The following is a 24516-nucleotide window of genomic DNA, read 5'->3' as shown; positions in this document are numbered from 1 at the left end:
CATAAATACAATAAATATCAATAAAAACCTTGAAAATACACATAAACTGATGTATACTAATATTAGTTAAATAAATAATAAAGCAAAAATTTGTTTATAGATAGAAAGGATGGACTCGCATGAAAATAGGATTAGAAACAGAAAGCTACCATTTGCAGTTTATTACTAAAAGAATGGATGTATTTAAGTTTATAAGAAAAACTGCTGAATTGGGATTAGACGGTGTAATGTTAAATATTATTCCATGGCCAGGAAAAGAACACATAGCTGTTTTAGAATCTTTTGAACCTGAATACTTAGAAAGAGTAAAACAAGAGATTCAAAAATATAATCTATTTGCCGAAATCGATACCAATGGAACAGATCCAGAACATTTAACAAAGGTTATAGAAGTTGCTCATAAAATAGGAGCGGACGTAATTCGTACTTATTGCTGTTTCGGTGTTTATGACCAAGCTATCTTAGAGAAGGCTCCAGAAGATATAAAACAAATAGTACCATTATTAAAGAAATATAGAATAAAGCTTGCGGTTGAAAATCATGAAGAAGAGACTACAGATGAAGTAATTAAAATAATTAAAGAAGTAAACAGCCCTTGGGTTGGAGCACATTGTGATATTGGAAATGGAATGATGGCATGGGAAGATCCAGTTGAAGCTGTTAGAAAGTTAGCTCCATATGCATTTACTACACATTTTAAAGATCATACTGTTATTAAAGATGGAGATGAATATAAAGTTTGTGGAGTTCCAGCAGGTACAGGCAATATAGATTTAGATGAATGTTTCAAAACACTAGTTAATGAATCAAAATTAACAAGAATTAATATTGAAATGTGTTTCCCATATGCAGTTTCTTTTAAAAGAGAACCTGGAGCAGGTGGAGTATATGAAGTAGGACAAGGTGCTTTTAAAGTTGAAAATCCACCATACGATGAAAATGTAATTAAACCTGCAGATTATTATTACCCACCAGAAAATCTTATTGAAAAAATGATTGAAGATCAAGAAAAAGGTGTTGAACAAACAGTTAAACATGTCTTAGCTTTAAGAGATAAATATTGCAGATAATAGAAATGGAGAAATAAACATGGAAAAACAAATTATATCAACTAATAATGCACCAGCAGCTATTGGACCTTATTCACAAGGAGTAATAGTTAGAGATACGGTGTATACTTCAGGACAATTACCAATTAATCCTCAAACAGGAGAAATTGCAGAGACTATTGAAGAGCAAACAAGACAAGCTTTAGAGAATGGAAAGGCAATTATCGAAGCAGCTGGAAGCGATATGAGCAAAGTATTTAAAACAACAGTGTTCTTAAAAGACTTAAAAGATTTTGCAAAAATGAATGAAGTTTATGCCACTTATTTTTCAGAAAAACATCCTGCTAGAAGCACAGTGGGAGGAGCTGAATTAGCAAAGGGTGCATTAGTTGAAATTGAATTAGTAGCAACTATCTAATATATAAACTAAGGATGGCGTTAAAAATCGCCATCCTTATTAAATTGCTTGTGATACTTTGTATTGTTATAGGGGGGATAATTCATGTTGGCACAATATAGGTATGGAAAAATTATTAATATTCTTGAAGAAAAGGGTGTTGTAAAAGTTTCTATGCTTACTAAATTATTTAATGTATCTATTGAAACTATACGGCGAGATTTAGAAAATTTAGAGAAAGAAGGATTATGTAAAAGGGTCCATGGTGGAGCAGTTCTTGAGAAAGTTAACAAAAGAACCACAGGATTTGAGGCTCGTAAAAAAGAATGTGTGGAAGAAAAAAAAGAAATTGCAAATATTGCAGCAGGTTTAGTTAAGGAAGGACAATCTGTCGCAATGGATGCTAGTACGACTAATTTAGAACTTGCAAGAGTATTAAAAGGTAAATTTGAAAGATTAACTATATTGACAAATTCTTTAGTTATTGCAGATGAATTATCAGATATGAGTCAATATACTATCATTGTTATAGGGGGATTTTTGAAAAATGATGAGCTTTCTATTGTTGGTCGTACAGCAGAGGATATTATGAACAACTTTAATTTAGATATTGCATTTATCAGTGTAGGGGGAATATCTATTAATAAAGGTATTACAAGTTACAGTTTTGAAGAGGTTGGAGTACAGAAAAAAATGATTAGGGTATCCGAAAAAGCTGTAATATTAGCTGATAGCAGTAAGTTTTGTAAAGTGTCTTTACTAAAGCTTTGTGATTTTGAAGAAATCAATGTTATTGTTACTGATTCAAAGTTAAAAGACAGTTATATTGATATATATAAAGATAATGGTGTTGAAATCATAAGGGAATAAAAAGTTATAGAACAGTATGTACATAACCGGTATTTAATGGTATCAACTTAGATAATATTAAATACCGGTTCTTTTTTAAAACTTTAAAGAGAATCTTCAGAAATTTTTTCTTTGGAATCACTTTTTAAGATTTTTTTATCTAAAAAATTCGTTCCAATTATTCCAGCAATAATCATCACTGCTCCAATTATATGATAATAATATAAATGCTCATTTAGGAATATAACTCCAGCAAGCATAGTTATCAGTGTAGATAGATTACTGAATACGCTCATCTTAGATGCTTCTATTTGGGACAAAGTATAATTTGATAACAATGACGTTACAAGTGAAGATAATATACCTAAATAAAGTACTGAAACTACAAATAATGGACTAACAAATGGTTTGAAATAAACATTAAGAGTGCCTCGAAGACCATGATCCACGATAGATATTAAATTAAAACTTAGAAAGCCTATAAAGGTCATCATGTAAGTTAAATCCATTATTTTATATTTTTTTGTTATTTTCCTTGCTAGCACATTATAACCAGCGGAGGCAAGTGCTGATAAAATAATTAATATGGCTCCTATAAAGTTAGCAGATTTTAAATTTAAACCTTTCATAAGAAAGATGTAAATTACCCCAGATACAGATAAAATCAGTGATACCTTTTGTAGTCTACTAGAATACTCCTTTAAAAAAAGTGTTGCTAGAATCATTGTAAAAATTGGTATAGTCGCTTGGATGATTCCAGCTTCTGAGGATGAAATATATACTAATCCAAAGGCCTGAAAAGCAAAAAATAAAGTTGGATAAAACAATGAAATTGGTAATATTGGAAGTATATCTTTAAAGGTTATGTCCAACTTTATCCATCCAAATATAATAGGGATAGAAGCAGCAAGAAAAGATATTGTAAATCTATGTGCAAGGATATTTAGTGGATCTGTAACAGTTAAAGCTAGTTTTACAAATAGAAATGAGAATCCTATAATAAGTGCATATAGAGAAGCAGCAAAATAGGCATTCTTTTTATTTACATTTTTCATTTTAATATTCCTCCGTAATTATAATCTTATATATCTATGTTAGTAGATAAAATCTTATGATACAATAAAAATAAAAACAATCTATACCGGTACAATAGTTCAAAGGAGTAAGTTATGTATAAATACTTAGCGGTATCAAATGAGATTGAAAACATGATAAAAAGTGGTAGATATAAAGAAGGGGAAAGAATTCCTTCGATTCGAAGTTTAACTCGAAATTACAATTGTAATAAAAGTACGGTTATTAGTGCACTAAATGAATTGGAAAGAAGACACATAGTTTATTCTCTTCCCAAAAGTGGATACTATGTTGTGACAAGAAAACCTAACTTAACAAAAGGTGAGAAGCTTATATTGAATTTTTCATCTTCTGCCCCAGATCCAGAGGTGTTTCCATACTTAGATTTTCAGCATTGTATTAATCAAGCAATTGATATATATAAAAATGATTTGTTTATATATGGCACACCTAAAGGGCTATCTTCTTTAATAGATGTTATACAAAAACAATTGGCTAACTATCAGGTGTTTACCAATAAGAAAAATATTTTTATTACATCAGGTGTTCAACAGGCATTATCAATTTTAGCTTCAATACCTTTTCCAAATAATAAAGAAACTATACTAATTGAACAACCTGGTTATCATTTGTTTATAGATTACTTGGAAACGCATAAAGTACCAGTAGTTGGTATAGAAAGAACCGGTGAAGGAATTGATATGCTAGAATTAGAGAGAATATTTAAATCAGAAAACATTAAATTTTTTTACACTATGCCAAGATATCATAATCCTTTAGGAACTTCATATTCACAAGAAGAAAAGAAGAAGATTTTAGAACTTGCAAAGAAATATGATGTATATATTGTAGAAGATGATTATTTAGCTGATTTTGAACAGAATTTGAAAGCTGATCCAATATTCTCATATGATGATTTTTCACATGTTATATATCTAAAAAGTTATTCAAAAATTATTTTTCCAGGCTTAAGGATTGGTATTGCAGTTATTCCTGAAAGCATTGTTGAAAGATTTAGCAAATATAAAAGTGTTCTTGATATAGATAGTTCAATGCTTTCTCAAGCAGCATTAGAAATCTACATTAAAAGCGGTATGTTTGAAAGACATAAGGAAAAAATTAAAGCATCCTATCTTTTAAGAGCAAAATGTTTGACTTCTTTATTGGAAAAGAAAATTGATAGTAGTAATCATATTTATAAGTATAGTCCGTTGAAAAATATATGTGTTCATACATATATAGAATTAGATAAGAAAATATCCTGTGAAAAACTTATAAATAGACTAAAAAAGAAATCAATTATAGTTGACACAGCAGATAGTAGTTATTTGAACTCATTTCCAATAAAGAAATCAATACTGAAAATAAATGTTTCAAATGTGGCAGAAGACTATATTGATGAAGGAATTAATGAAATAATTCAAGAGATTGAATATTTAAGCAGAAAGAATTTTGTCTAAAGTATAAAACAATTGAAAACTGACTATGATTGCTTTGGAGAAAATTTGATCTGTGATGCTAGTATTCCTCCAAGTATAAGAATACAACCGATATACCCTCTGCTGCTCATAGTTTCTCCAAGTATAAGTGCACCGCCTATAGCACCAAATACTGACTCCATACTTAGAATGATGGCTGTGTGAGAGGGCTTAGCATTCTTTTGAGCTACTACTTGGAGGGTATATGCTACACCAACAGATAAAAGACCACTGTAAAGTAGTGGAATTAAAGCACCTAATATGCTGCTCGTGGTAATATGTTCGAATATTAAAGCTGTTATCAGGCTTAATAATGAACATGTTGCAAATTGAATACATGATAATTTCAAAGGCTCAATCTTATTAGAAAAATAATCTATTGTTAAAATGTGTATGGCCCAGAACACTGATCCTATAAGCTCAAGTAAGTCGCCATAGCTGATACTAAAATTTTCATTTATGCTTAGGAGGTAGAGTCCAACAACTGCAAGTCCTACTCCGATCCATGAATTTTTCCCAATTCTATGTCCTAAAAATATTCCGATGACTGGCACAATGACCATATAAAGCCCTGTAATAAAGCCTGCTTTTCCAGCAGTTGTATATATAAGTCCTATTTGCTGCAGGGTTACACCTGCGTAAAGAGCAACACCAACCAATACCCCAGGTAGAATTGTTTTTTTAGAGGGTGCTTCTACAGTACTCTCGTCATCGCTAGTGATTTTCTCTCTTTTATTAAAATAAATAAGTAAGGGTATAAGAGAAATGCTTCCAAGGGCAAATCTTATTCCATTAAAGGTAAAGGCTCCTATAGATTGAGAACCTACCCTCTGTGCAACGAATCCCAATCCCCATATAGCTGCAGTGAGTAGCAAGAGTATATTAGCGCCTAATCTTTTATTATTCAGTTTGATCATCTCCTTTCATAAATTAATTATGATTAATAATAACTCTTGTTTTATTGATTCTATTACTATATTTTTATACCTTTGTATAAAATAAAAAGAAACTTAAATAATTTAGTATTTTATACAAGTTTATTATCTTCAAGAATTTAAGGTTTGTTTAGATAAAAAGTATAGTATAGATTCCTTTATAACAGTATTTTTTATTAAGAATGAATTTTGTATAATATTATATTTATATATTGTTGCATCTTAAACTATTCCTAGTATATATCACTTCATTTTAGAGTGATATTTATTATTAACAGTACAGAAGAGGTGACCCTATGAATAAGACTAATAAGTCAAACATTTAGGTTGAATATCTATATGGGTTGGATTTTGAAGCGAAGAGTTTGAATTTAAATTGAAGAACTAAAAATGTGGTGACAATAAAACTGTCACCACATTCCTATACTAAAATGATGGCGGAGTAATGGCAAAAACAATTGCTCCATTCTCCTTATATGAGTTTTCCCACTTATGTTTCATTCCTCTAGGAATGCGTACGCTATCTCCAGTGTCTAATACAATAACATTACTATCTATATAAAGATTTAGCTTTCCTTCTATAACAAAAGCTACTTCTTCTCCTTCATGCTCCATCAACTCTTCAGAGGAATTAGAATTAGGTGTTAACTTCATAAGCGCAAATTCAATTGCTCCACTTAGATCTGGTGACAATAATTCATATGCTACATTTTTATTTTCTGGTAATATCATTTTTTTACGTTTATCAGATCTTACTACTAATTCCTTAGTATTTAAAGGTGTAACGAAAAAGGCGAATAGCGGAATTTCTAAAATTTTAGCAATAACTTTTAGCGTATTTAAAGAGGGATTTGCTAATCCTCTTTCAATCTGGCTTAATAAAGAAGGGGTTACATTAGTTAGCTTTGCTAAATCTCTTATGCTCAAATTTTTTGCTTTTCGATACTCTGATATTTTTTCACCAACGTTTATATCATCCATACATTGTTCTCCTTCTTAATATAGGTTATTTTATTTAAACAGAATTCTTGGCTTCAGGTGGAGTTTTGAGTTCATCTGAAGCTTAGAAGTCGTTATCCAGGGACATAGCCGCTCTTTACTCCGGCTAAAAAAAGATGGGAGTATTAGAGCGGGTAGTCATCGGATAAAAAATGATTTATATATTTAATAATGAATATAATTATTTATTATAACATAATACTTTAATGTTTTGTAAAATTGTGTTTAATATAATTTAATTATGTTAAATAAAACTTGACTAAAATAAATGGTACTGTTAAACTATACTTAACAATATTAAATTAAAATAAACTTCTCTGAGAAAACGTTTAATATAAAATATTATAGAAGAAAGAGGTATATTGTATGAGTGAAAAAGTAATACAAGGAAAAACTTTAGAGCAGTGGAAAGCAGAATATCCTTTAATGGACAAAATTATTTGTACAGAAGAAGCGTTTTGGACCAACCCTAAGTATGGAAAGTTTGAAGATGCTATAAAAAAGATTTCTTTATCAGAAGCAGATGTAAAAGATGCAGAAGAAAGACTAAAAAGATTTGCACCATATATAGCTAAAGTTTTTCCAGAAACACAACAAACAAATGGAATTATAGAATCTCCTATTGCTAAGATTCCTAATATGCAGAAAAAAATAGAGGAAATGTTTAATCAAGAAATTTTAGGACAACTATTACTAAAATGCGATAGTCATCTTGCTATTTCAGGATCAATTAAAGCAAGAGGCGGCATTTATGAAGTACTAAAGCATGCAGAAGATTTAGCTATTGAAAAGGGCATGCTAACAGTAGAAGATGATTATTCAATTTTAGATAGTGATAAATTTAGAGAATTCTTTGCTAAGTATTCTATCGCAGTTGGATCAACTGGAAATCTAGGTCTTAGCATTGGAATAATGAGTGCTCAACTAGGTTTTAAAGTTTTTGTTCATATGTCAGCGGATGCAAAACAATGGAAAAAGAATCTTCTTAGAAGTAAGGGAGTTACAGTAGTTGAGTATGAGTCAGATTACAGTAAAGCAGTAGAAGAAGGTAGAAAACAAGCAGAGGCAGACCCAAATATGTATTTTGTTGATGATGAGAATTCAACTAACTTATTTTTAGGATATGCAGTTGCAGCTTATAGATTGAAAAATCAATTAGAGGAAAAGAATGTAGTTGTAGATGAAGAGCATCCACTATTTGCATATCTTCCATGCGGAGTTGGAGGTGGACCTGGTGGAGTTGCCTTTGGTTTAAAATTAATATTTAAAGATAATGTACACTGCTTCTTTGCAGAACCAACACATTCTCCATGTATGATTATAGGATTAATGACAGACATGCATGATAAGGTATGCGTTCAAGACTTTGGAATAGACAATATTACAGCAGCAGACGGACTTGCTGTTGGAAGAGCTTCAGGCTTCGTAGGGAAGACACTACAAGAGCTAATGAGCGGATCTTATACAGCAAAAGATGAAAAATTATATGTACTTTTAAGTACACTAATAGAATCAGAAAACATCTATCTAGAGCCTTCTGCTTTAGCTGGTATACCTGGTCCAATTGACCTATTTAAAACTGAAGCTGGACAAAAGTATATAGAAAATAACAACTTAAAAGATAAAATGAAAAATGCTTCACATATTGCTTGGGCTACAGGTGGAAGCATGGTTCCAAAGGATGTAATGGAAGCTTACTATAAAAAGGGCTGTGAGTTACTAGAGGATTAAAAGATAGAAAACTAAATTAACTAAGATATTTATAGTGGTACGTCTTCTATACTTATAATAATCTCAATTTATTTTACCAGCCGCGTTTTAAAATAAAGTACCTTTAAAACCTTGAAATATAAGATTTTAGGGTGCTTTTTTCTTTAAGCATTTTAAAGTGTAAAATCGGCTGGTAAAATTTTAAGAAAGTTATTTGTTTTCAAGTATCACAAAGTTTGCGAAAAGGGCTAAATCAAAATAGCGATCGTTTAAAAAGCTGCTTCCCAATCTACAAGCCATGCTCTCTCTCCGTCAAAAAGAATATTTATAGCTCTAAATTTAATAATTTCCTTTAAGCAATGGTGTTCCCTTGCCTGAGTAGTATATGCATAAAACATGAAGCGCTCTGGTACAGGCAGTATAAAGAAGAAGTCTTTCTTCTTCGCAAATATAATTTTCATCTCCTGCATTATAGATAAGCACCACATCAAATTCCAATCCTTTAGCAAGGTAAGCTGGGATCACCAAGGTATCACTCACATATTCATCATCATCCTTTATTATTGCTTTAACTGAAACTTTATCTTCCAAGAAACTGTATACCTCCTGTGCTTCCTTTGCAGTCCTTGTTATGATTCCAATTGATTGGTAGCCTTTCTCCTTATATATTTTTATATCCTCAATAAGTCTTGCTTTTATAGCTTCTTCATCTGAAAAGCCAAGGAGCAGGGGAGCATCTCCACTTCTTTCTACACATCCATCAGTAATGTTCTTATTAAGCAGCCTTCTTGAAAACTTAGTGATTTCCATTGTGGATCTGTAGCTTTTGGTTAAATTCATTATGCAGGTGTTATCTTTCGAAAATATATGAGAGATATTATTATAATCTCCTACGTTCATAAACGGATTGATGGATTGATTAAGATCACCCAGTATAGTTATATTGGCGTGATTGAAAAGCTGATAAAAAATTTCATACTGCAGCGGTGTATAGTCCTGAGCCTCATCAATGATAACGTATTTGATTTCTGATGTCTTAGGAAGATCTCCTAGTGCGCCTTTTAGATATAAAAGAGGCGGTTGATCCTCATAATTAAGCTTTCGAGCATTCAGGTTTTCTAAGGTATAGCTTTTTATTTTGCTAATTTTCTTCCCATCGTATTCGGTATTTGAATTACTCAAGAAAAACTCCAGGTTCTCAAATAGCTTTTTATAAATATCCACTAAATTAAACTCTGTCATTCTATTGATTTCATAATAAATATCTTTCAGCTCACCCTTTATCATAGCTGTACTGAGTTCCATAATTTCTTCTTTATCTATATACGAGCCTGAATTCCTAAGTTCATCAGCAACTTCTTTTATATGATATTTTTCATAAGGCTCTAAAAGGAACAAAATTCTTTCTCTTATCTTTTGAAGTCTTCTTTTCAGTGGGAGCTGCGCATAATCTTTAAAAAACAGTTCTTCTAACTCCTTTGAAGAGATTATTAAATTGCCTCTTAAAATTATATCCACAAAATTTCTATCCAATTTTTCAACGTAGACTACATATTGTTTTAATATATCTATAAACTCCATTGAAGACTTAAGTTTTATATTGCTGATTCTCTTTTGATATGAGCATTCCTTCCTTGAGGCAAGGATATATTCCATCATCTCGCAGTAGTTTTCCTTCTTAAGCTCACTTCCTAAGGCCTTATGCATATATTCCTTAAAGGTGGTCTGATACATATTGTCTTCTCCAAGCTGCGGTAATACATTAGAAATATAATCATTAAAAATATCATTTGGAGAGAATATTATTATATTCTTAGGTGTTATCTTATCTCTATGCTTATATAAGAGATAAGCAATTCTATGAAGAGCAACAGAAGTTTTTCCGCTTCCAGCAGGACCTTGAACAATCAAATTTTTGTACTCCTCATTACGAATTACTTTATTCTGCTCTCTTTGAATAGTTGTTACTATGGCCTTCATCTTGCTATCGGTACTCTTACTCAAGATATCCTGCAGTACTTCATCGTCTATCTTAAGATTGCTGTCAAACATATATTCAATTTTACCATTATTAATTTTGTACTGTCTTTTCAGTGTAAGTTTCCCATCTACTATTCCTTCAGGGCATTTATAATTTGCTTCTCCAATTTCGTAATCATAAAACATGCTGGAAATTGGCGCTCTCCAGTCATATACGAGGAAATCAAAATTATCATTAATAAGGTTGGAGATTCCTATATAACACTTTTCAGCAGTATCCTCTCCCTTTTCAACAAAATCCATTCTTGCAAAATAGGGCGACAAAAGCATTCTTTCATATTTCTCCTCAAGCTTTCTAGTAAACTCATGCCTTCTCTTTTGTATTTTCATGGTATCGATAAATTCCATAAAGCCCACGATCTGTTCCAATCCATTGCTTATGGAAACAGAACCTATGTCCTGCCAGAGCTGCTTTTGTGTTTCAAGGGCATCCTTTTTAAATTTTTCCTTAAAATCATGTTTTTCATCAAACTGTTTTTTAGCCTCTTTAAGTACCTCCAGCAGCCATTCATTTTCGAGTTTCCATTCAAAGTCGTTATTGCTCATAATAAACCCCCTTAATAATGAATAATTTAGTAAGATTATTTCTAAAACCTGTTGACATTGTTTTTGTGAAGGTGTATAATATAATTGAGAAATTATAAAATTAATTACACAGAAAGTGACACCAAACCTATAGTATCACTTTTATTTTGTTGTGTCAATATTAAAGCCGTTTGTCATTGAACAAATGGCTTTTTATGATGTTGTTCCCCCGAGTTAATTCTGAATAAAATCATGTTGTAATAAATTACATTTATAACACAAAATAGTGACGATGTATCCTGCAGTAATAAAGCTTAAATAATTCATTTTGTTCTAGAATGAGATGTATGAGCTTGCCCTAATAAGTTTTTGCTCTTAATCGTATCTAAAATTGAACTATTGACAAAGTTAAGTTTGAGTAGTAACATAACAAATAAATAATACTGTAATTTAATATAGAGATATGTACAAAGATGTGCATATTTATGTGAGTAATGAAGCTCCTTAAGATTTTCTTAAGGGGCTTTTTATATTTTTTTAAACTATCAAAAATAAGAATTTTAGAACAGGAAGTGATTAAATGAGTACTTTTAATGTAGGACCCAAAGTGTATTTTGGGAAAGGTGAACTTAAAAAGCTAAGAGAAATAAACTGTAAAAGAGCATTTGTTGTAACAGATCCATTTATGGTGACTTCAGGATTCATCAATAAGGTAACGGAGCATTTAGAGGCTTCAGATATTAATTATGAAATTTTTTCTGAAATAGTTCCAGATCCACCTATTGAAGTAGTTGCTAAGGGAATTAAAGCTATGGATAAATATAATCCAGATGTACTAATTACGATGGGCGGAGGTTCAGCGATAGATGCTGCTAAGTCTATAATTCATTTTAGAACTTTAATCAAAAAAGGCTTAGAGAAGGGACAGGAAGCTAAAAAAACAATATTTATTGCAATACCAACTACCAGTGGAACAGGGTCTGAGGTTACCTCATTTTCTGTTATTACAGACAAAAAGCTTAATATGAAGTATCCATTAGTTGAAGAAGAAATGATACCGGATATAGCAATTTTAGATGCAGAGCTTGTAAAGTCTGTTCCGAAACCGATTACTGCAGATACTGGAATAGATGTATTGACTCATGGTATTGAAGCTTATGTTTCTAAAAACGCTACAGACTATACCGATGCATTAGCTGAAAAGAGCATTAAACTTGTATTTAAATATTTGCAAAGAGCTTATAAAGATGGTAGTGACATGGAAGCAAGAGAAAAAATGCATAATGCTTCATGTATAGCTGGACTTGCTTTTACCAATGCTTCTCTTGGAATAAATCACAGTATGGCACACATACTAGGTGGAAGATTCCACGTTTCTCATGGAAAAGCAAATGCAATAGTATTACCACATGTAATAGAATATAATGCAGATATAAAATTTAACGCAAGAAAGGAATATACTAAGGCTGCTGTTAAATATGCAGAAATATCTAAGTTTTTAGGACTAACTACTTCCAATAATGTTAGTGATGGTGTTAAGGCACTGGTTAGTGGAGTTAAGAGCTTAATTAAAAGCGTTGGCATCGTAAATAAAATTAAAGATTTAAATATTAATGAAACTGAATTTGAAAAAAACTTGAGTGATATTTGTGATATAGCGCTTAAAGATGGATGTACCTCAACTAATCCTAGAGAGGCATGTAAAGAAGATTTAATTCAGTTATTTAGAAAAACTTACAACGGAAAGTAGTTTTTTTACAGAATAAATAAAGTATTGACAATTTTCCTTTTTATTTATATAATTAGTACATAAATATATAAGCTATAAATGTTGTTCAACGGCGAGCAATATAAATTGAGTAATGGAGCTCTTATAAATCACGCTATATGCGTTTTTTAAAGGGCTTTTTATTTCGTATTGGAGTGTTGAAATTGGAAGAAAAACAAAGAGTAATTCAAGAATATGTTCCTGGAAAACAAATAACATTAGCTCATTTAATTGCTCATCCCAATAAGGCTGTATATAAAAAGTTAGGATTATCAGATGAGTATACTGAGGCTATAGGAATTTTAACTATAACGCCTAGCGAGGCTGCTATAATCGCATCTGATGTAGCAACTAAGGTAGCTGACGTAAAAATAGGCTTTGTAGATAGATTTAGTGGATCTCTTGTAATTGTAGGTGACGTTTCCAGCGTTGAAGTTGCATTAACAGAGGTTTTAAATATGCTCAGTACAGTGCTGGATTTTACTACATCTAAGATAACTAAATCATAGGAGGAATACCGTTGAAAAAGATAATGCTAATTGGACAAGTTGGATGTGGAAAAACAAGTTTAACTCAAGCACTAAATAATGAAAAAGTGGAATATAAAAAAACTCAAGCAATGGAATATAGTAATCTAGTTATAGATACTCCAGGAGAGTATATTGAAAATAGAAATTACTATAATGCATTGATTACAGAAGCTGTAGATGCAGACGTTATTGGTCTTATACAGCCTTGTGATAAAGAATTAAGTGTTTTTCCACCTAGCTTTGGGAGTATTTTTCCTAAACCTGTTATTGGAATAATAACTAAGGTGGATTTATGTGATAAAGATATTAAAGCTTCAGAGGAATATTTAATAGAAGCAGGTGCTGAGGAGATATTTAAAGTAAGTGTTATTGAAAATCTAGGAATAGAAAACATAAAAAGTTATTTACATTGGAATAATAGTTAACAAATATTGTTCTGATTTGATTATTATTTCCAAAGAGGGGTGTAAACATGAGTAAAAAAATTGTAATAGCCGATGATGAACCTATTACAAGGATGGACATTAGAGAAATGTTAGAAGAAGCTGGCTACGTTGTGGTAGGAGAAGCTTCAGATGGCTTTGATGCTATTGAAGTATGTAAGAAACATTTACCTAATATCGTAATCATGGATATAAAAATGCCACTATTAGATGGAATAAATGCTTCAAAAATAATTATTCAAGAAGGACTAGCAGATGGTATTATTCTTCTAAGTGCTTATAGTGATACAAACTTTGTTGAGAAAGCAAAGGATGCAGGAGTAATTGGATATTTAGTAAAACCATTAGATAATAAATCACTTATACCTGCGATAGAAGTAGCTATGGCTAAATCAAATGAACTAAAAGAAATGAAAAATAACATGATAAGTATAGAAAAAAAACTTGAAGCAAGAAAAGTAATTGAAAAAGCTAAAGGTATATTAATGACTCAACAGGGAATATCAGAAGAAGAGGCTTTTTCAATGATTAGAAACTTGAGTATGAAGAAAAGAGTAACCATGAAAGATATAGCGGGAATAATAATCATGAGCAAAGATGGGATTTAATTTTACAAATAATAAGACAATGTAGGTAATAATATGAGTGAAATAAGAGAGTTGTGCTTAAAGCACACATGTTTAAATGATAAAGATATCGAAATTATTGAGAATATAGCTAGGACTATTCAATTAATTGCAGATTCTGCTGGTGGTGATGTTTTTATAGATTGTCCAACTACTCATAAGGATGCGGCTATTGTGGTAGCTGAGGCAAAGCCTACAAATAAAGCATCCTTGTACAAGCAAAAAGTAGTTGGAAAACTAGCCATAAGAGAAAATGAACCTGCAGTTATCAGAGCAATTGATATTGGAATGCCTGGAAGAGATATAAAGGGAATAACTCAAGAACATATTAAAGTAAAGCAAAGTGTTGAACCTATAAGAAATAGTGATAATAAAACTATAGGTATACTTATAATAGAAAAAGATGTAACTGAAAATTTAAACAATGATAGAAAGATGGAAATATTAGCAGAAGCAAATGAAGAGCTAACTACTCAAATTGAAAAGAAATATTACAAGGAAAGTGATATAACCTACTATATTAATGAAGCTATATTAATATTTGATGAAAGTGGAATATTAAAATTTAAAAATCCAGGAGCAGACTTACTTTATAGTAAACTTGGATATAAAGAAGATATAATAGGTATGAACTTTTCTAATTTATCTTTAGATAAAATTTATTTTAAGGATATTCTTTCAAATAATTGCATTGATGTATATGAACTTGAGGTGGGAGAAATGTGCCTACAAGTAAAATATATAGTGCAAAGTAATAAAGCTTTAAATTTGGTTGTACTAATTAGAGATATTACTGATATGAAGCAAAAGGAAAAGGAATTGATATTAAAATCTGTAGTTATAAAAGAAATTCATCATAGGGTTAAGAATAATCTTCAAACCATTGCGAGTCTTTTGAGACTTCAATCTAGAAGAATTAAAAATGAAGAATTTCTAAATGCAATGAATGAAAGTATCAATAGAGTACTTAGCATTGCAGCAACCCATGAGATTCTAGCAAAACAAGGAATTGATGAAGTCAATATAAAAGAAGTAATTAACAAAATAAAATCTAGTATAGTAAGCTTTGAAAAAAACGATGATGTCAATTTGAAAATTAGCATTACTGGTGATGATTTCACAGTAAGCTCAGATAAAGCTACATCAACGGCATTGGTAGTAAATGAACTCCTTCAAAATTCAATTAAACATGCTTTTAAAGACAGAAAGGAAGGAGAAATTACCATAAGTATAGAACAGGGAAATAGCTATTCTACTATATCAATTATTGATAATGGGGTTGGATTTGATACTGATAAGGTTTCAACAAACAGTTTAGGATTGATGATAGTAAGAAGTTTAGTTAAGGATAAATTAAATGGTAATTTAAATATATATTCAAATAGCCAAGGTACAAAAGTAGTATTTGATTTTAAAATTTAATAATAAGTACAAAGTTGTGCTTAGAAGTGGCAATGGAGCCCAGAATATGTATTTTTAAGTAGTTATGAATAGCTATTTAAAAATACATACTCTGGGCTTTTATATTGGGCATCTTCAAAAAAATAACTAATCAGTATGCTAGTCTATTTTGCGTCATACTTCGTCGACAGAACCTTTAGATAGAAACCAACTATCTGCAGAACCTGTCTCCTTGTCTGACACAAAATATCCGTCGCATCTTTGATTGTTATTTTATTTCAGATGCCTTATTGAAAAGAGGTGAGAAAATGCGAGAAAAAATATTGAGTGTAGGAATAGATATTGGAACATCAACTACACAGTTGGTATTTAGTAACATAACAATTGAAAATACAGCAAGCAGTTTTACTATACCTAGAATTAAGATTGTAGATAAAGAGCTTATTTATAGAAGCAGTATTCACTTTACCCCTCTTACCACACAAACCAAAATTGATGGAAATAAAGTTAGAGAGATTATAGAAATAGAATATAAAAGGGCTGGCGTTACTCCTAATGACGTAAAAACAGGAGCGGTTATTATAACTGGAGAAACTGCTAGAAAAGAAAATGCAAATGAGGTATTACAAAATCTTAGTGGCTTTGCAGGAGATTTTGTTGTAGCAACAGCAGGACCTGATCTAGAATCTATCATTGCAGGTAGAGGAGCAGGAGCAGATAAAGTTTCTGATGAGAAAAATGCTTATGTTGTAAATATTGATATAGGTGGTGGAACATCTAATCTAGCATTATTCAAAAATGGGGAGCTTGTAGATACGGGATGTTTAGATATAGGTGGAAGGCTTATAAAGATTGATAAAGATACTAAGAAGATTTACTATATATATCCTAAAATAAAAAAATTAGCAGAAAGTATAGGTGTCAAAATTGAAGTTGGTGATACTGCTGATATAGATAAAATAAGGAAAGTTGCTAGGGCAATGACCAAAATTCTAGAAGAATCTGTTTCAGTAAAAGCAAGAACTCCAATATATGAAGAGCTATTAACCAATAAAGGCATTAAAGATGGATATAACATAGAATACATTACTTTTTCTGGTGGGGTAGCTGACTATGTATACAATGAAGATTACTCAGATCCCTTCAAATATGGAGACATAGGGGTAATTTTAGGAGAAGAAATAGCTAAATCAGATTTGGTTAAAAAATTAAAGGTTAAATCTGCTATAGAAACTATTAGAGCTACAGTAGTTGGGGCTGGTTCTCATACTACGGATATAAGCGGCAGTACTATAACCTATACAGATGATGTATTCCCAATAAAAAATTTACCTATATTAAAGTTAGCCGCTGAAGATGAAGCTGGAGGATTTGATTCAATAGAAAGAAGTATAAGAGAAAAGCTTAAATGGTTTAACTTAGAAAATGAAAGTCAACAGGTGGCTGTGGCAATAAAAGCATTTAAAAGTCCAAGCTTTGAGGAGATTCAAATGCTCGCAAGAGCTTTAATAAATGGAATGACTGAACTCTTAAAAAAGGGATACCCAATTTTTATTATTGTTGAAAACGATATAGCGAAAGTTTTAGGACAAACCATATATCGTCAGTTAAATAAGAGCAGCATTGTAGTTTGCATCGACAGTATAAAAGTTGAAAATGGTGACTACATTGATATTGGAAAACCATTAGTTAATGGAAAAGTTGTTCCAGTAGTAATAAAAACACTAGTCTTTAATTCTTAATTTTAATAAGGGAGTGAATAGCGTGATACTAAAAACAAAATTATTTGGCAAAGTATATCAATTTAAAGATGTTAAAGAAGTATTAGCAAAGGCTAATGAAGAAAAATCAGGAGATAATTTAGCTGGAATAGGGGCTGAAAATGCTCAAGAAAGAGTTGCTGCTAAAGTTGTATTAAGTAATTTAACTGTTGCAGATTTAAGAAACAATCCAGTAGTTCCATATGAAATGGACGAAGTTACAAGAATAATCCAAGATGCTGTTAATGAAAAAATATATGATGAAATAAAAAATTGGACAATATCTGAACTTAGAGAGTGGATTTTAAATGAAAAAACTACAGGTGCAGATATAAGAAGAATAAGCAGAGGTTTAACAAGTGAAGTTATAGCTGGTGTTGCTAAATTAATGTCTAACTTAGACTTAGTTTACGGAGCTAGCAAAATTAAAGTTACAGCTCATGCTAACACAACTATTGGGGAAATAGGAAGGTTATCTGCAAGATTACAACCAAACCACCCAACAGATGATGTAGATGGAATATTAGCATCATTATTAGAAGGTTTAACTTATGGTATAGGTGATGCTGTTATAGGATTAAATCCAGTTGATGACACTGTGGGAAGTGTATCAAAAGTTTTAAAGAAATTTGAAGAAATAAAACAAAAATATGAAATACCAACTCAAAATTGTGTGCTTGCTCATGTAACTACACAAATGGAAGCAATAAAACAAGGTGCACCTACAGACTTAATATTCCAAAGTATAGCAGGTTCTGAAAAAGGAAATGCAGCTTTCGGAATCACTGGAGATTTAATTGAAGAAGCAAGACAACTTGCACTAACTCAAGGTACAGCGGCAGGTCCAAATGTTATGTACTTTGAAACAGGACAAGGATCAGAGTTATCTTCAGATGCACATCATGGTGCCGACCAGGTTACTATGGAAGCAAGATGCTATGGTTTTGCTAAGAAGTATCAACCATTTATAGTAAATACCGTTGTTGGATTTATAGGACCAGAGTATTTATATGATAACAAACAGGTTATTAGAGCAGGTCTTGAAGATCACTTCATGGGTAAATTAACAGGACTTCCAATGGGCTGTGATGCTTGTTATACAAATCATATGAAGGCAGATCAAAATGATATAGAAAACTTAGCAATACTACTTGGTACTGCAGGATGTACTTATTTTATGGGAATTCCTCATGGTGATGATATAATGCTTAACTATCAGTGTACAGGTTTCCACGAAACTGCTGCATTAAGAGAACTTTTAGGCAAGAGACCAATAGCTGAGTTTGAAGCATGGCTTGAGAAGTGGGGCTTCATGGAAAATGGAAGACTAACAGGAAAAGCAGGCGATGGATCTGTATTTCTTAAGAAATAAGAGGGGGTAGAAGAATGTTTTCAGAAAATGATTTAAAGAAACTAGTAGAACAAGTTTTAGTGGAAATGACAACAAAACAAGAAGTAACTACTGCTTCAGAAAATAATATAGAAAAAAATGCTACAGTTGATACAAATGGAATGATTCCAGATATAACTGAGGTTGATATAAAAACTACTCTTTTAGTTGATGATCCAACTGATAGAGAAGGATATTTAAAAATGAAAAAACATACTCCAGCAAGAATTGGTATTGGTAGAACTGGAGCAAGATACAAAACTGAGACAATGCTTAGATTTAGAGCAGACCACGCATCAGCTCAAGATTCAGTTTTTACAGATGTTAATGAAGATATATTAAATGAAATGAACTTAATAACAGTTCAAACTAATTGTACTTCTAAAGATGAGTTTATCACAAGACCAGACCTTGGAAGACAAATATCTAAGGAAGAATTAGCTAAATTAAGCTCCTTTAAGAGAAATCCACAAGTTCAAGTATATGTATCAGATGGATTAAGTTCAAAAGCTATAGAAGCTAACGTAAAAGATATCCTGCCAGCTTTAATGCAAGGTCTAGAAGGATATGGAATAACAGCCGGAACACCTTTTTACGTAAAATTTGGAAGAGTTGGAGCTATGGATGTTATTTCTGAGGAACTAGGTTCCGATGTAACCTGTGTGTTAATAGGAGAAAGACCAGGTCTTGTTACAGCAGAAAGTATGAGTGCTTATATAACATACAAAGGAACAGTTGGAATGCCTGAATCAAGAAGAACTGTTGTATCAAATATTCATAAAGGTGGTACACCTTCTGTTGAAGCAGGTGCATACATTGCAGATATCATTAAATTAATGCTTGAGAAAAAAGCAAGTGGATTAGATTTAAAACTATAATTTAGGGGGAATAAGCAAATGAAAAACGATCAACTTCGTCCAACGGTATTAAGCGTTAAAATAATTCCTAATGTTAATGCTGATATGGTAAAGCAATTAGAGTTAAAACCAGAACACAAAAGTATAGGTATCATTACTGCAGACTGTGATGATGTAACATATACAGCTTTAGATGAGGCTACAAAAGCAGCAGATGTTGAAGTAGTTTATGGAAGATCCTTATATGGTGGAGCAGCAAATGCAAACACCAAGCTTGCTGGAGAAGTTATTGGAATAATTGCAGGTCCAAGTCCAGCAGAAGTTAGAAGTGGATTAAATGCAGCAGTAGATTTTATAGAAAGTGGAGTTGCTACTTTCTATAGTGCAAATGATGACGATAGTATAGCTTATTATGCGCAGTGTATATCAAGAACAGGATCATACCTTTCTAAAACAGCTGGAATTGAAGAAGGAGAAGCTTTAGCATACTTAATAGCACCACCAATGGAAGCTATATATGGATTAGATGCAGCAATGAAGGCCGCAGCTGTTGAACTTAAAGCTTTTTTTGGACCACCATCAGAAACAAACTTTGGTGGAGGATTATTAACAGGAAGCCAATCAGCATGTAAAGCAGCATGTGATGCCTTTGCAGCAGCAGTTAAGTTTGTAGCAGAAAACCCTACTGATTATTAATACTAGGTAATATATATGAAACAATCCACACTAGGATTAATTGAAACTTATGGTTTTATCGGAGCTGTTGAAGCTCTTGATGTAGCCGCAAAAGCTGCAAATGTTGAACTGGTAAGCTGTGAATTTGTTAAAGGCGGTATTGTCACCATAATAATTACTGGTGAAGTAGCTTCTGTTAAGGCATCAGTTGAAGCTGCTGCCATAGCAGTAGAAAAACTAGGAGTACTTCGTAGTACTCATGTTATAGCTAGGGCTTATGACGAAGTACGGGACATACTTCAAGATGTAAAAAGTTCTGACCTAGTTAAAAAAGATGAGGTAAATGAAACTGGGGTAAGCTTAACTGAAATAGAGTTAGATGAGCTAGACGAAACTGAAATGGACTTAACCGAAATAGAAGATAGTGTGAATGAAACTGAAGTAAACTTAACTGAAATAGAAGAAGATAAGATAAGTGAAACAGAAGTAGATTCAACTGAAATAGACTTAAATGAAGAATTTAAAGATAAAATCTATACAACACGTGAAGAGCTTGAAGGTATGAAAGTAACAGAACTTAGAACTATAGCAAGAGGCCTTCAAAATATACCTTTAACTAAAAAACAAATTAAGTTTTCTAAGAAGGAGCAACTTATCGAAGAAATACTTAAAAACAATAGGAGGCAAGATAAGTGACAAGTTTAGATAAAGATTTAATGTCAATACAAGAAACTAGAAACCTTATTATGAGTGCTAAAAAAGCCCAAGAAATATATAAAACTTTTTCTCAAGAGAAAGTTGATGCAATTGTTAAAGCTGTTGCTGAAGCTGCTGAAAAGGAAGCAAGTAGGCTTGCTAAGATGGCTTTTGAAGAGACAGGCTTTGGAAAATGGGAAGATAAAATAGTTAAAAATACTTTTGCTAGTAAAGTAGTCTACGAAAAAATAAAGGATATGAAAACTGTAGGAATAATTAGAGAAGAAAAGGTTGGTAAATACTTTGAAGTAGCTGTTCCTGTGGGAGTAGTGGCAGCATTAATTCCTTCAACTAACCCAACATCAACTACTATATATAAGACTTTAATTTCTCTAAAATCAGGAAATGGAATAGTAGTTTCACCTCACCCAAATGCAAAAAACTGTATCATTGAAACTGCTAGTATATTAAAAGAAGCAGCAGTTAATGCAGGAGCACCAGAGGGACTAATAGGATGTATAACTATACCATCTTTAGAGGCTACTAATATATTAATGAAACATAAAGATACAGCATTAATTCTTGCAACTGGTGGAGAAGCTATGGTTAAAGCTGCTTACAGCTCAGGGACTCCAGCTATAGGAGTAGGGCCAGGAAATGGACCTGCATTTATAGACAAGTCTGCTAATGTTTCTCTAGCAGTTAAGAGAATTTTAGACAGTAAAACCTTTGATAATGGGGTGATTTGTGCTTCAGAGCAATCAATAGTAGTTGAAAGCTCAATGAAAGAAACTGTTATAAATGAACTTAAAAAACAAGGAGCATATTTCCTAAATGAAGAAGAATCACAAAAGCTAGGAAACTTTATTTTAAGAGCTAATGGAACAATGAATCCACAAATAGTTGGTAAAAGTGTTGAAGCATTAGCTTCAATGGCTAAATTAAATGTTCCAAAGGGAGCTAGGGTTTTAATATCAGAGCAAACTACAGTTGGCAAAAACAACCCGTATTCTAGAGAAAAGCTCACTCCAATATTGGCATTCTATACTGTAGAGAGTGTAGAGGATGGAATTAAGCTTTGCACAGAAATATTGATGAATGAAGGAAAAGGTCATACATTAGTAATTCATAGCGAAGATGAAAATATAGTTAGAGAGTTTGGACTTAGAATTCCAGTTTCAAGATTGTTAGTTAATACACCAGGAGCCTTAGGCGGAATTGGTGCTTCAACTAATCTTGTTCCAGCACTTACATTAGGCTGTGGTGCAGTAGGAGGAAGTTCAACTTCAGATAATATAGGGCCTATGAACTTATTAAATATAAAAAGAGTAGCTTATGGTGTTAAAGAGCTTGAAGAACTAAAGGGAAGTGGAAGTGTACAACCTACAGTTCAAATTCCTGAAGAATATCTAGAGCTTATCATTAGCAAAGTAGTTGAAAAATTAGCATTAATTAATAAATAAAACAAATATAAAAAATAATTATAGTGTAAATTTGAGGAGGATATTAAAATGGCAAACATGAACGCATTAGGAATGATCGAGACTAAAGGATTAGTAGGAGCAATCGAAGCAGCAGATGCAATGGTTAAAGCTGCAAACGTAACTTTAATAGGAAAAGAGCAAGTTGGTGGCGGATTAGTTACTGTAATGGTAAGAGGAGATGTTGGTGCTGTTAAAGCTGCTACAGATGCAGGAGCTGCTGCTGCTGAAAGAGTTGGAGAATTAATATCTGTACATGTTATTCCAAGACCACACGGTGAAGTTGAAGTTATACTTCCTAAAACTGATTTATAATCAATAAAAACTTAGCATTGTTAAAGACTTGTAGTGTAATTTAATATTCTTATCTTGCACTACAAGTTCAATTATATCAAATACATCTTTAAAGGATGTGAGAGTGTGAGTGTTTTAACGGAAAGCACATTAAGAAATAAACTGAGAAATACAAGTGTAACTGAGTATGAAGTAGAAAAAGGGGTAATTGTTACTCCATCAGCAAGACAATATTTACAAGATAAAAACATTAAGCTAGTTTACAAAGATGAAAAATCTAAAGAAGTAAATAGTCAGAATATTCAAAGTGAAGTTAAGGCTTTTACACCTAAATATATACATGTGAATGGTGGAGTTTTTGAAAAGAAGCCGGAGCATATGACACAGCTTAAAGATAATAAGTTAGTAGCTAAAGACCATAAAAGGATTATATTTAGAGGTAAAATAGATAGTCTTCAAAGTAAAATATTAGAAGTTCAAGTTCAGTGTAAAAATATCAATGAAATTAAGGTATTAAAGGAACTTGAAGAAGTGCTAGGTTATGTAAGAAAGATACTAGAAGCAGAAGTCCTAGAAAAAGAATTTAATTTAGATACTTTAATTGGATTAAGCAGTGATGAATTAAGAGCCTACTCACATAACCCTAAAAAGAATCTAAATACAGAGCATATATTTTATCCAAGTATTGATATGGGACCAATAGTTATTTGGCTTAATGCTTTAAGAGCTTTAAGTAGAGAAGTAGAAATTTCTGCATATCAAGCCTTTAAAAATGAAGAAAATGAGTCAACTAGAGAAGATATAGCTTTAGCATTGAACAGATTAAGTAGTTGTTTTTATATAATGATGTGTAAGTATATGGCTGGTAAGTACAAGTAAGAGGTGAAATTTAGTGAATACAATGGAAGAAAGTCTTAATTATATAGTAAATGAAGTAGTAAAAAGATTACAAAGTGAAGAGGAAGGTATATTAGTTGAAGCTTCAGGCCGTCATGTTCATCTTTCAAAAGAGTCTGTAGAGATGTTATTTGGAAAGGGATATAAGTTAACTAAAAAAAGAGAACTATCCCAACCAGGACAATATCTATGTGATGAAAAGGTTATGATTATAGGACCTAAGGGAACTATACAAAATGTTTCAGTTTTAGGACCGGAAAGAGAAGAGACTCAAATAGAACTATCAAAGACCGATGCTGTATCAATAGGAGTAAAAGCACCAGTTAAAATGTCCAGCGATATTGAAAATAGTGGGTCAGTAATTATAGCTACTCAAAATGCAGCCATAAAGCTTGACAAGGGAGTAATAGTTGCTAAAAGACATATACATATAACTCCTGAAGATGCTAAAAAATATGGAGTTTCAAACAATGAAGAGGTTAGTGTAAAAATTATTGGAGAAAGAGGAGTAATTTTTACTAATGTAGTGGTAAGGGTCAGCGACAAGTTTGAAACAGTAGTGCATTTAGATTATGATGAAGCAAATGCTTGCGGATTTGTTAAAGGAATGAAAGCTACTATAATTAAATAGAAAGGGCAAGG

The 24516-nt window shown here is 31.8% G+C and carries 23 protein-coding genes; 19 read left to right on the top strand and 4 right to left on the bottom strand.

Annotated elements, in window-relative coordinates:
- Positions 1 to 119: 119 nt before the first annotated feature.
- The 3 genes from I6U51_RS04455 (at position 120) to I6U51_RS04445 (ending at position 2316) form a co-directional block, all read left to right on the top strand.
- Entirely contained in the window at positions 120 to 1070 is a 951-nt protein-coding gene (locus I6U51_RS04455) for a sugar phosphate isomerase/epimerase family protein (protein ID WP_211141392.1), read from the top strand.
- A gap of 19 nt (positions 1071 to 1089) precedes the next feature.
- A complete protein-coding gene (locus I6U51_RS04450) occupies positions 1090 to 1467 on the top strand; it encodes a RidA family protein (protein WP_211141391.1) in 378 nt (125 codons plus the stop codon).
- 84 nt (positions 1468 to 1551) lie between these two features.
- Entirely contained in the window at positions 1552 to 2316 is a 765-nt protein-coding gene (locus I6U51_RS04445) for a DeoR/GlpR family DNA-binding transcription regulator (protein ID WP_211141390.1), read from the top strand.
- Between the two features lie 83 nt (positions 2317 to 2399).
- Here the strand turns inward: I6U51_RS04445 and I6U51_RS04440 are convergent, their stop codons facing one another.
- Positions 2400 to 3350, bottom strand: coding sequence for a DMT family transporter (locus I6U51_RS04440; RefSeq protein WP_211141389.1), 951 nt, complete (start codon positions 3348 to 3350; stop codon positions 2400 to 2402).
- A gap of 114 nt (positions 3351 to 3464) precedes the next feature.
- On the opposite strand from I6U51_RS04440, the gene I6U51_RS04435 reads away from it, so the two are divergent.
- Entirely contained in the window at positions 3465 to 4829 is a 1365-nt protein-coding gene (locus tag I6U51_RS04435) for an aminotransferase-like domain-containing protein (RefSeq protein WP_211141388.1), read from the top strand.
- Between the two features lie 23 nt (positions 4830 to 4852).
- Here I6U51_RS04435 and I6U51_RS04430 read toward each other — a convergent pair whose 3' ends face one another.
- Positions 4853 to 5764 carry a DMT family transporter gene (locus I6U51_RS04430; protein WP_246517070.1) on the bottom strand — a complete coding sequence of 304 codons (912 nt, stop codon included), beginning with the start codon at positions 5762 to 5764 and terminating at the stop codon, positions 4853 to 4855.
- A gap of 444 nt (positions 5765 to 6208) precedes the next feature.
- Positions 6209 to 6763: a helix-turn-helix domain-containing protein gene (locus tag I6U51_RS04425; RefSeq protein ID WP_211141387.1), complete on the bottom strand. Its 555-nt coding sequence runs from the start codon at positions 6761 to 6763 to the stop codon at positions 6209 to 6211.
- Between the two features lie 384 nt (positions 6764 to 7147).
- On the opposite strand from I6U51_RS04425, the gene dsdA reads away from it, so the two are divergent.
- Positions 7148 to 8512, top strand: coding sequence for a D-serine ammonia-lyase (dsdA, locus tag I6U51_RS04420; protein WP_211141386.1), 1365 nt, complete (start codon positions 7148 to 7150; stop codon positions 8510 to 8512).
- 318 nt (positions 8513 to 8830) lie between these two features.
- Here dsdA and helD read toward each other — a convergent pair whose 3' ends face one another.
- Positions 8831 to 11077 carry an RNA polymerase recycling motor HelD gene (gene helD / locus I6U51_RS04415; RefSeq protein ID WP_211141385.1) on the bottom strand — a complete coding sequence of 749 codons (2247 nt, stop codon included), beginning with the start codon at positions 11075 to 11077 and terminating at the stop codon, positions 8831 to 8833.
- A gap of 559 nt (positions 11078 to 11636) precedes the next feature.
- On the opposite strand from helD, the gene I6U51_RS04410 reads away from it, so the two are divergent.
- From I6U51_RS04410 to eutD, 14 genes are all read left to right on the top strand, one after another.
- On the top strand, positions 11637 to 12806 hold the full coding sequence (locus I6U51_RS04410; RefSeq protein WP_211141384.1) for a 1-propanol dehydrogenase PduQ: 1170 nt from the start codon (positions 11637 to 11639) through the stop codon (positions 12804 to 12806).
- Positions 12807 to 12943: 137 nt separating this feature from the next.
- Positions 12944 to 13333 (top strand): ethanolamine utilization microcompartment protein EutS, encoded by a 390-nt coding sequence (eutS, locus tag I6U51_RS04405; protein ID WP_211141383.1) that lies wholly within the window; start codon positions 12944 to 12946, stop codon positions 13331 to 13333.
- 11 nt (positions 13334 to 13344) lie between these two features.
- Positions 13345 to 13779 carry a EutP/PduV family microcompartment system protein gene (locus I6U51_RS04400; RefSeq protein WP_211141382.1) on the top strand — a complete coding sequence of 145 codons (435 nt, stop codon included), beginning with the start codon at positions 13345 to 13347 and terminating at the stop codon, positions 13777 to 13779.
- 47 nt (positions 13780 to 13826) lie between these two features.
- Entirely contained in the window at positions 13827 to 14405 is a 579-nt protein-coding gene (locus I6U51_RS04395; protein WP_211141381.1) for an ANTAR domain-containing response regulator, read from the top strand.
- 33 nt (positions 14406 to 14438) lie between these two features.
- Positions 14439 to 15845 (top strand): sensor histidine kinase, encoded by a 1407-nt coding sequence (locus tag I6U51_RS04390; protein ID WP_211141380.1) that lies wholly within the window; start codon positions 14439 to 14441, stop codon positions 15843 to 15845.
- Positions 15846 to 16132: 287 nt separating this feature from the next.
- Positions 16133 to 17566 carry an ethanolamine ammonia-lyase reactivating factor EutA gene (eutA, locus tag I6U51_RS04385; RefSeq protein ID WP_211141379.1) on the top strand — a complete coding sequence of 478 codons (1434 nt, stop codon included), beginning with the start codon at positions 16133 to 16135 and terminating at the stop codon, positions 17564 to 17566.
- Between the two features lie 22 nt (positions 17567 to 17588).
- Positions 17589 to 18956 (top strand): ethanolamine ammonia-lyase subunit EutB, encoded by a 1368-nt coding sequence (locus I6U51_RS04380; protein ID WP_211141378.1) that lies wholly within the window; start codon positions 17589 to 17591, stop codon positions 18954 to 18956.
- Between the two features lie 14 nt (positions 18957 to 18970).
- Positions 18971 to 19852, top strand: coding sequence for an ethanolamine ammonia-lyase subunit EutC (eutC, locus tag I6U51_RS04375; protein WP_211141377.1), 882 nt, complete (start codon positions 18971 to 18973; stop codon positions 19850 to 19852).
- An 18-nt stretch (positions 19853 to 19870) separates the two neighbouring features.
- Positions 19871 to 20527 carry an ethanolamine utilization microcompartment protein EutL gene (gene eutL, locus I6U51_RS04370; protein WP_211141376.1) on the top strand — a complete coding sequence of 219 codons (657 nt, stop codon included), beginning with the start codon at positions 19871 to 19873 and terminating at the stop codon, positions 20525 to 20527.
- 15 nt (positions 20528 to 20542) lie between these two features.
- Positions 20543 to 21202, top strand: coding sequence for a BMC domain-containing protein (locus I6U51_RS04365; protein ID WP_211141375.1), 660 nt, complete (start codon positions 20543 to 20545; stop codon positions 21200 to 21202).
- Positions 21199 to 22665, top strand: coding sequence for an acetaldehyde dehydrogenase (acetylating) (locus tag I6U51_RS04360; protein ID WP_211141374.1), 1467 nt, complete (start codon positions 21199 to 21201; stop codon positions 22663 to 22665). The genes I6U51_RS04365 and I6U51_RS04360 overlap by 4 nt, the downstream gene beginning before the upstream one ends.
- A 48-nt stretch (positions 22666 to 22713) precedes the next feature.
- A complete protein-coding gene (gene eutM / locus I6U51_RS04355) occupies positions 22714 to 22998 on the top strand; it encodes an ethanolamine utilization microcompartment protein EutM (protein ID WP_211141373.1) in 285 nt (94 codons plus the stop codon).
- A gap of 105 nt (positions 22999 to 23103) precedes the next feature.
- Entirely contained in the window at positions 23104 to 23856 is a 753-nt protein-coding gene (locus I6U51_RS04350) for a cobalamin adenosyltransferase (RefSeq protein ID WP_211141372.1), read from the top strand.
- 22 nt (positions 23857 to 23878) lie between these two features.
- Positions 23879 to 24505 (top strand): ethanolamine utilization phosphate acetyltransferase EutD, encoded by a 627-nt coding sequence (gene eutD, locus I6U51_RS04345; protein ID WP_211141715.1) that lies wholly within the window; start codon positions 23879 to 23881, stop codon positions 24503 to 24505.
- Positions 24506 to 24516 lie beyond the last annotated feature (11 nt).

The sequence above is a fragment of the Clostridium aciditolerans genome, assembly GCF_016316925.1.
GTDB classification, from domain to species: Bacteria; Bacillota; Clostridia; order Clostridiales; family Clostridiaceae; genus Clostridium_AM; species Clostridium_AM aciditolerans.
Note: the sequence above shows the minus strand (reverse complement) of the source record. Positions and strands in the feature narration are given on the sequence as shown.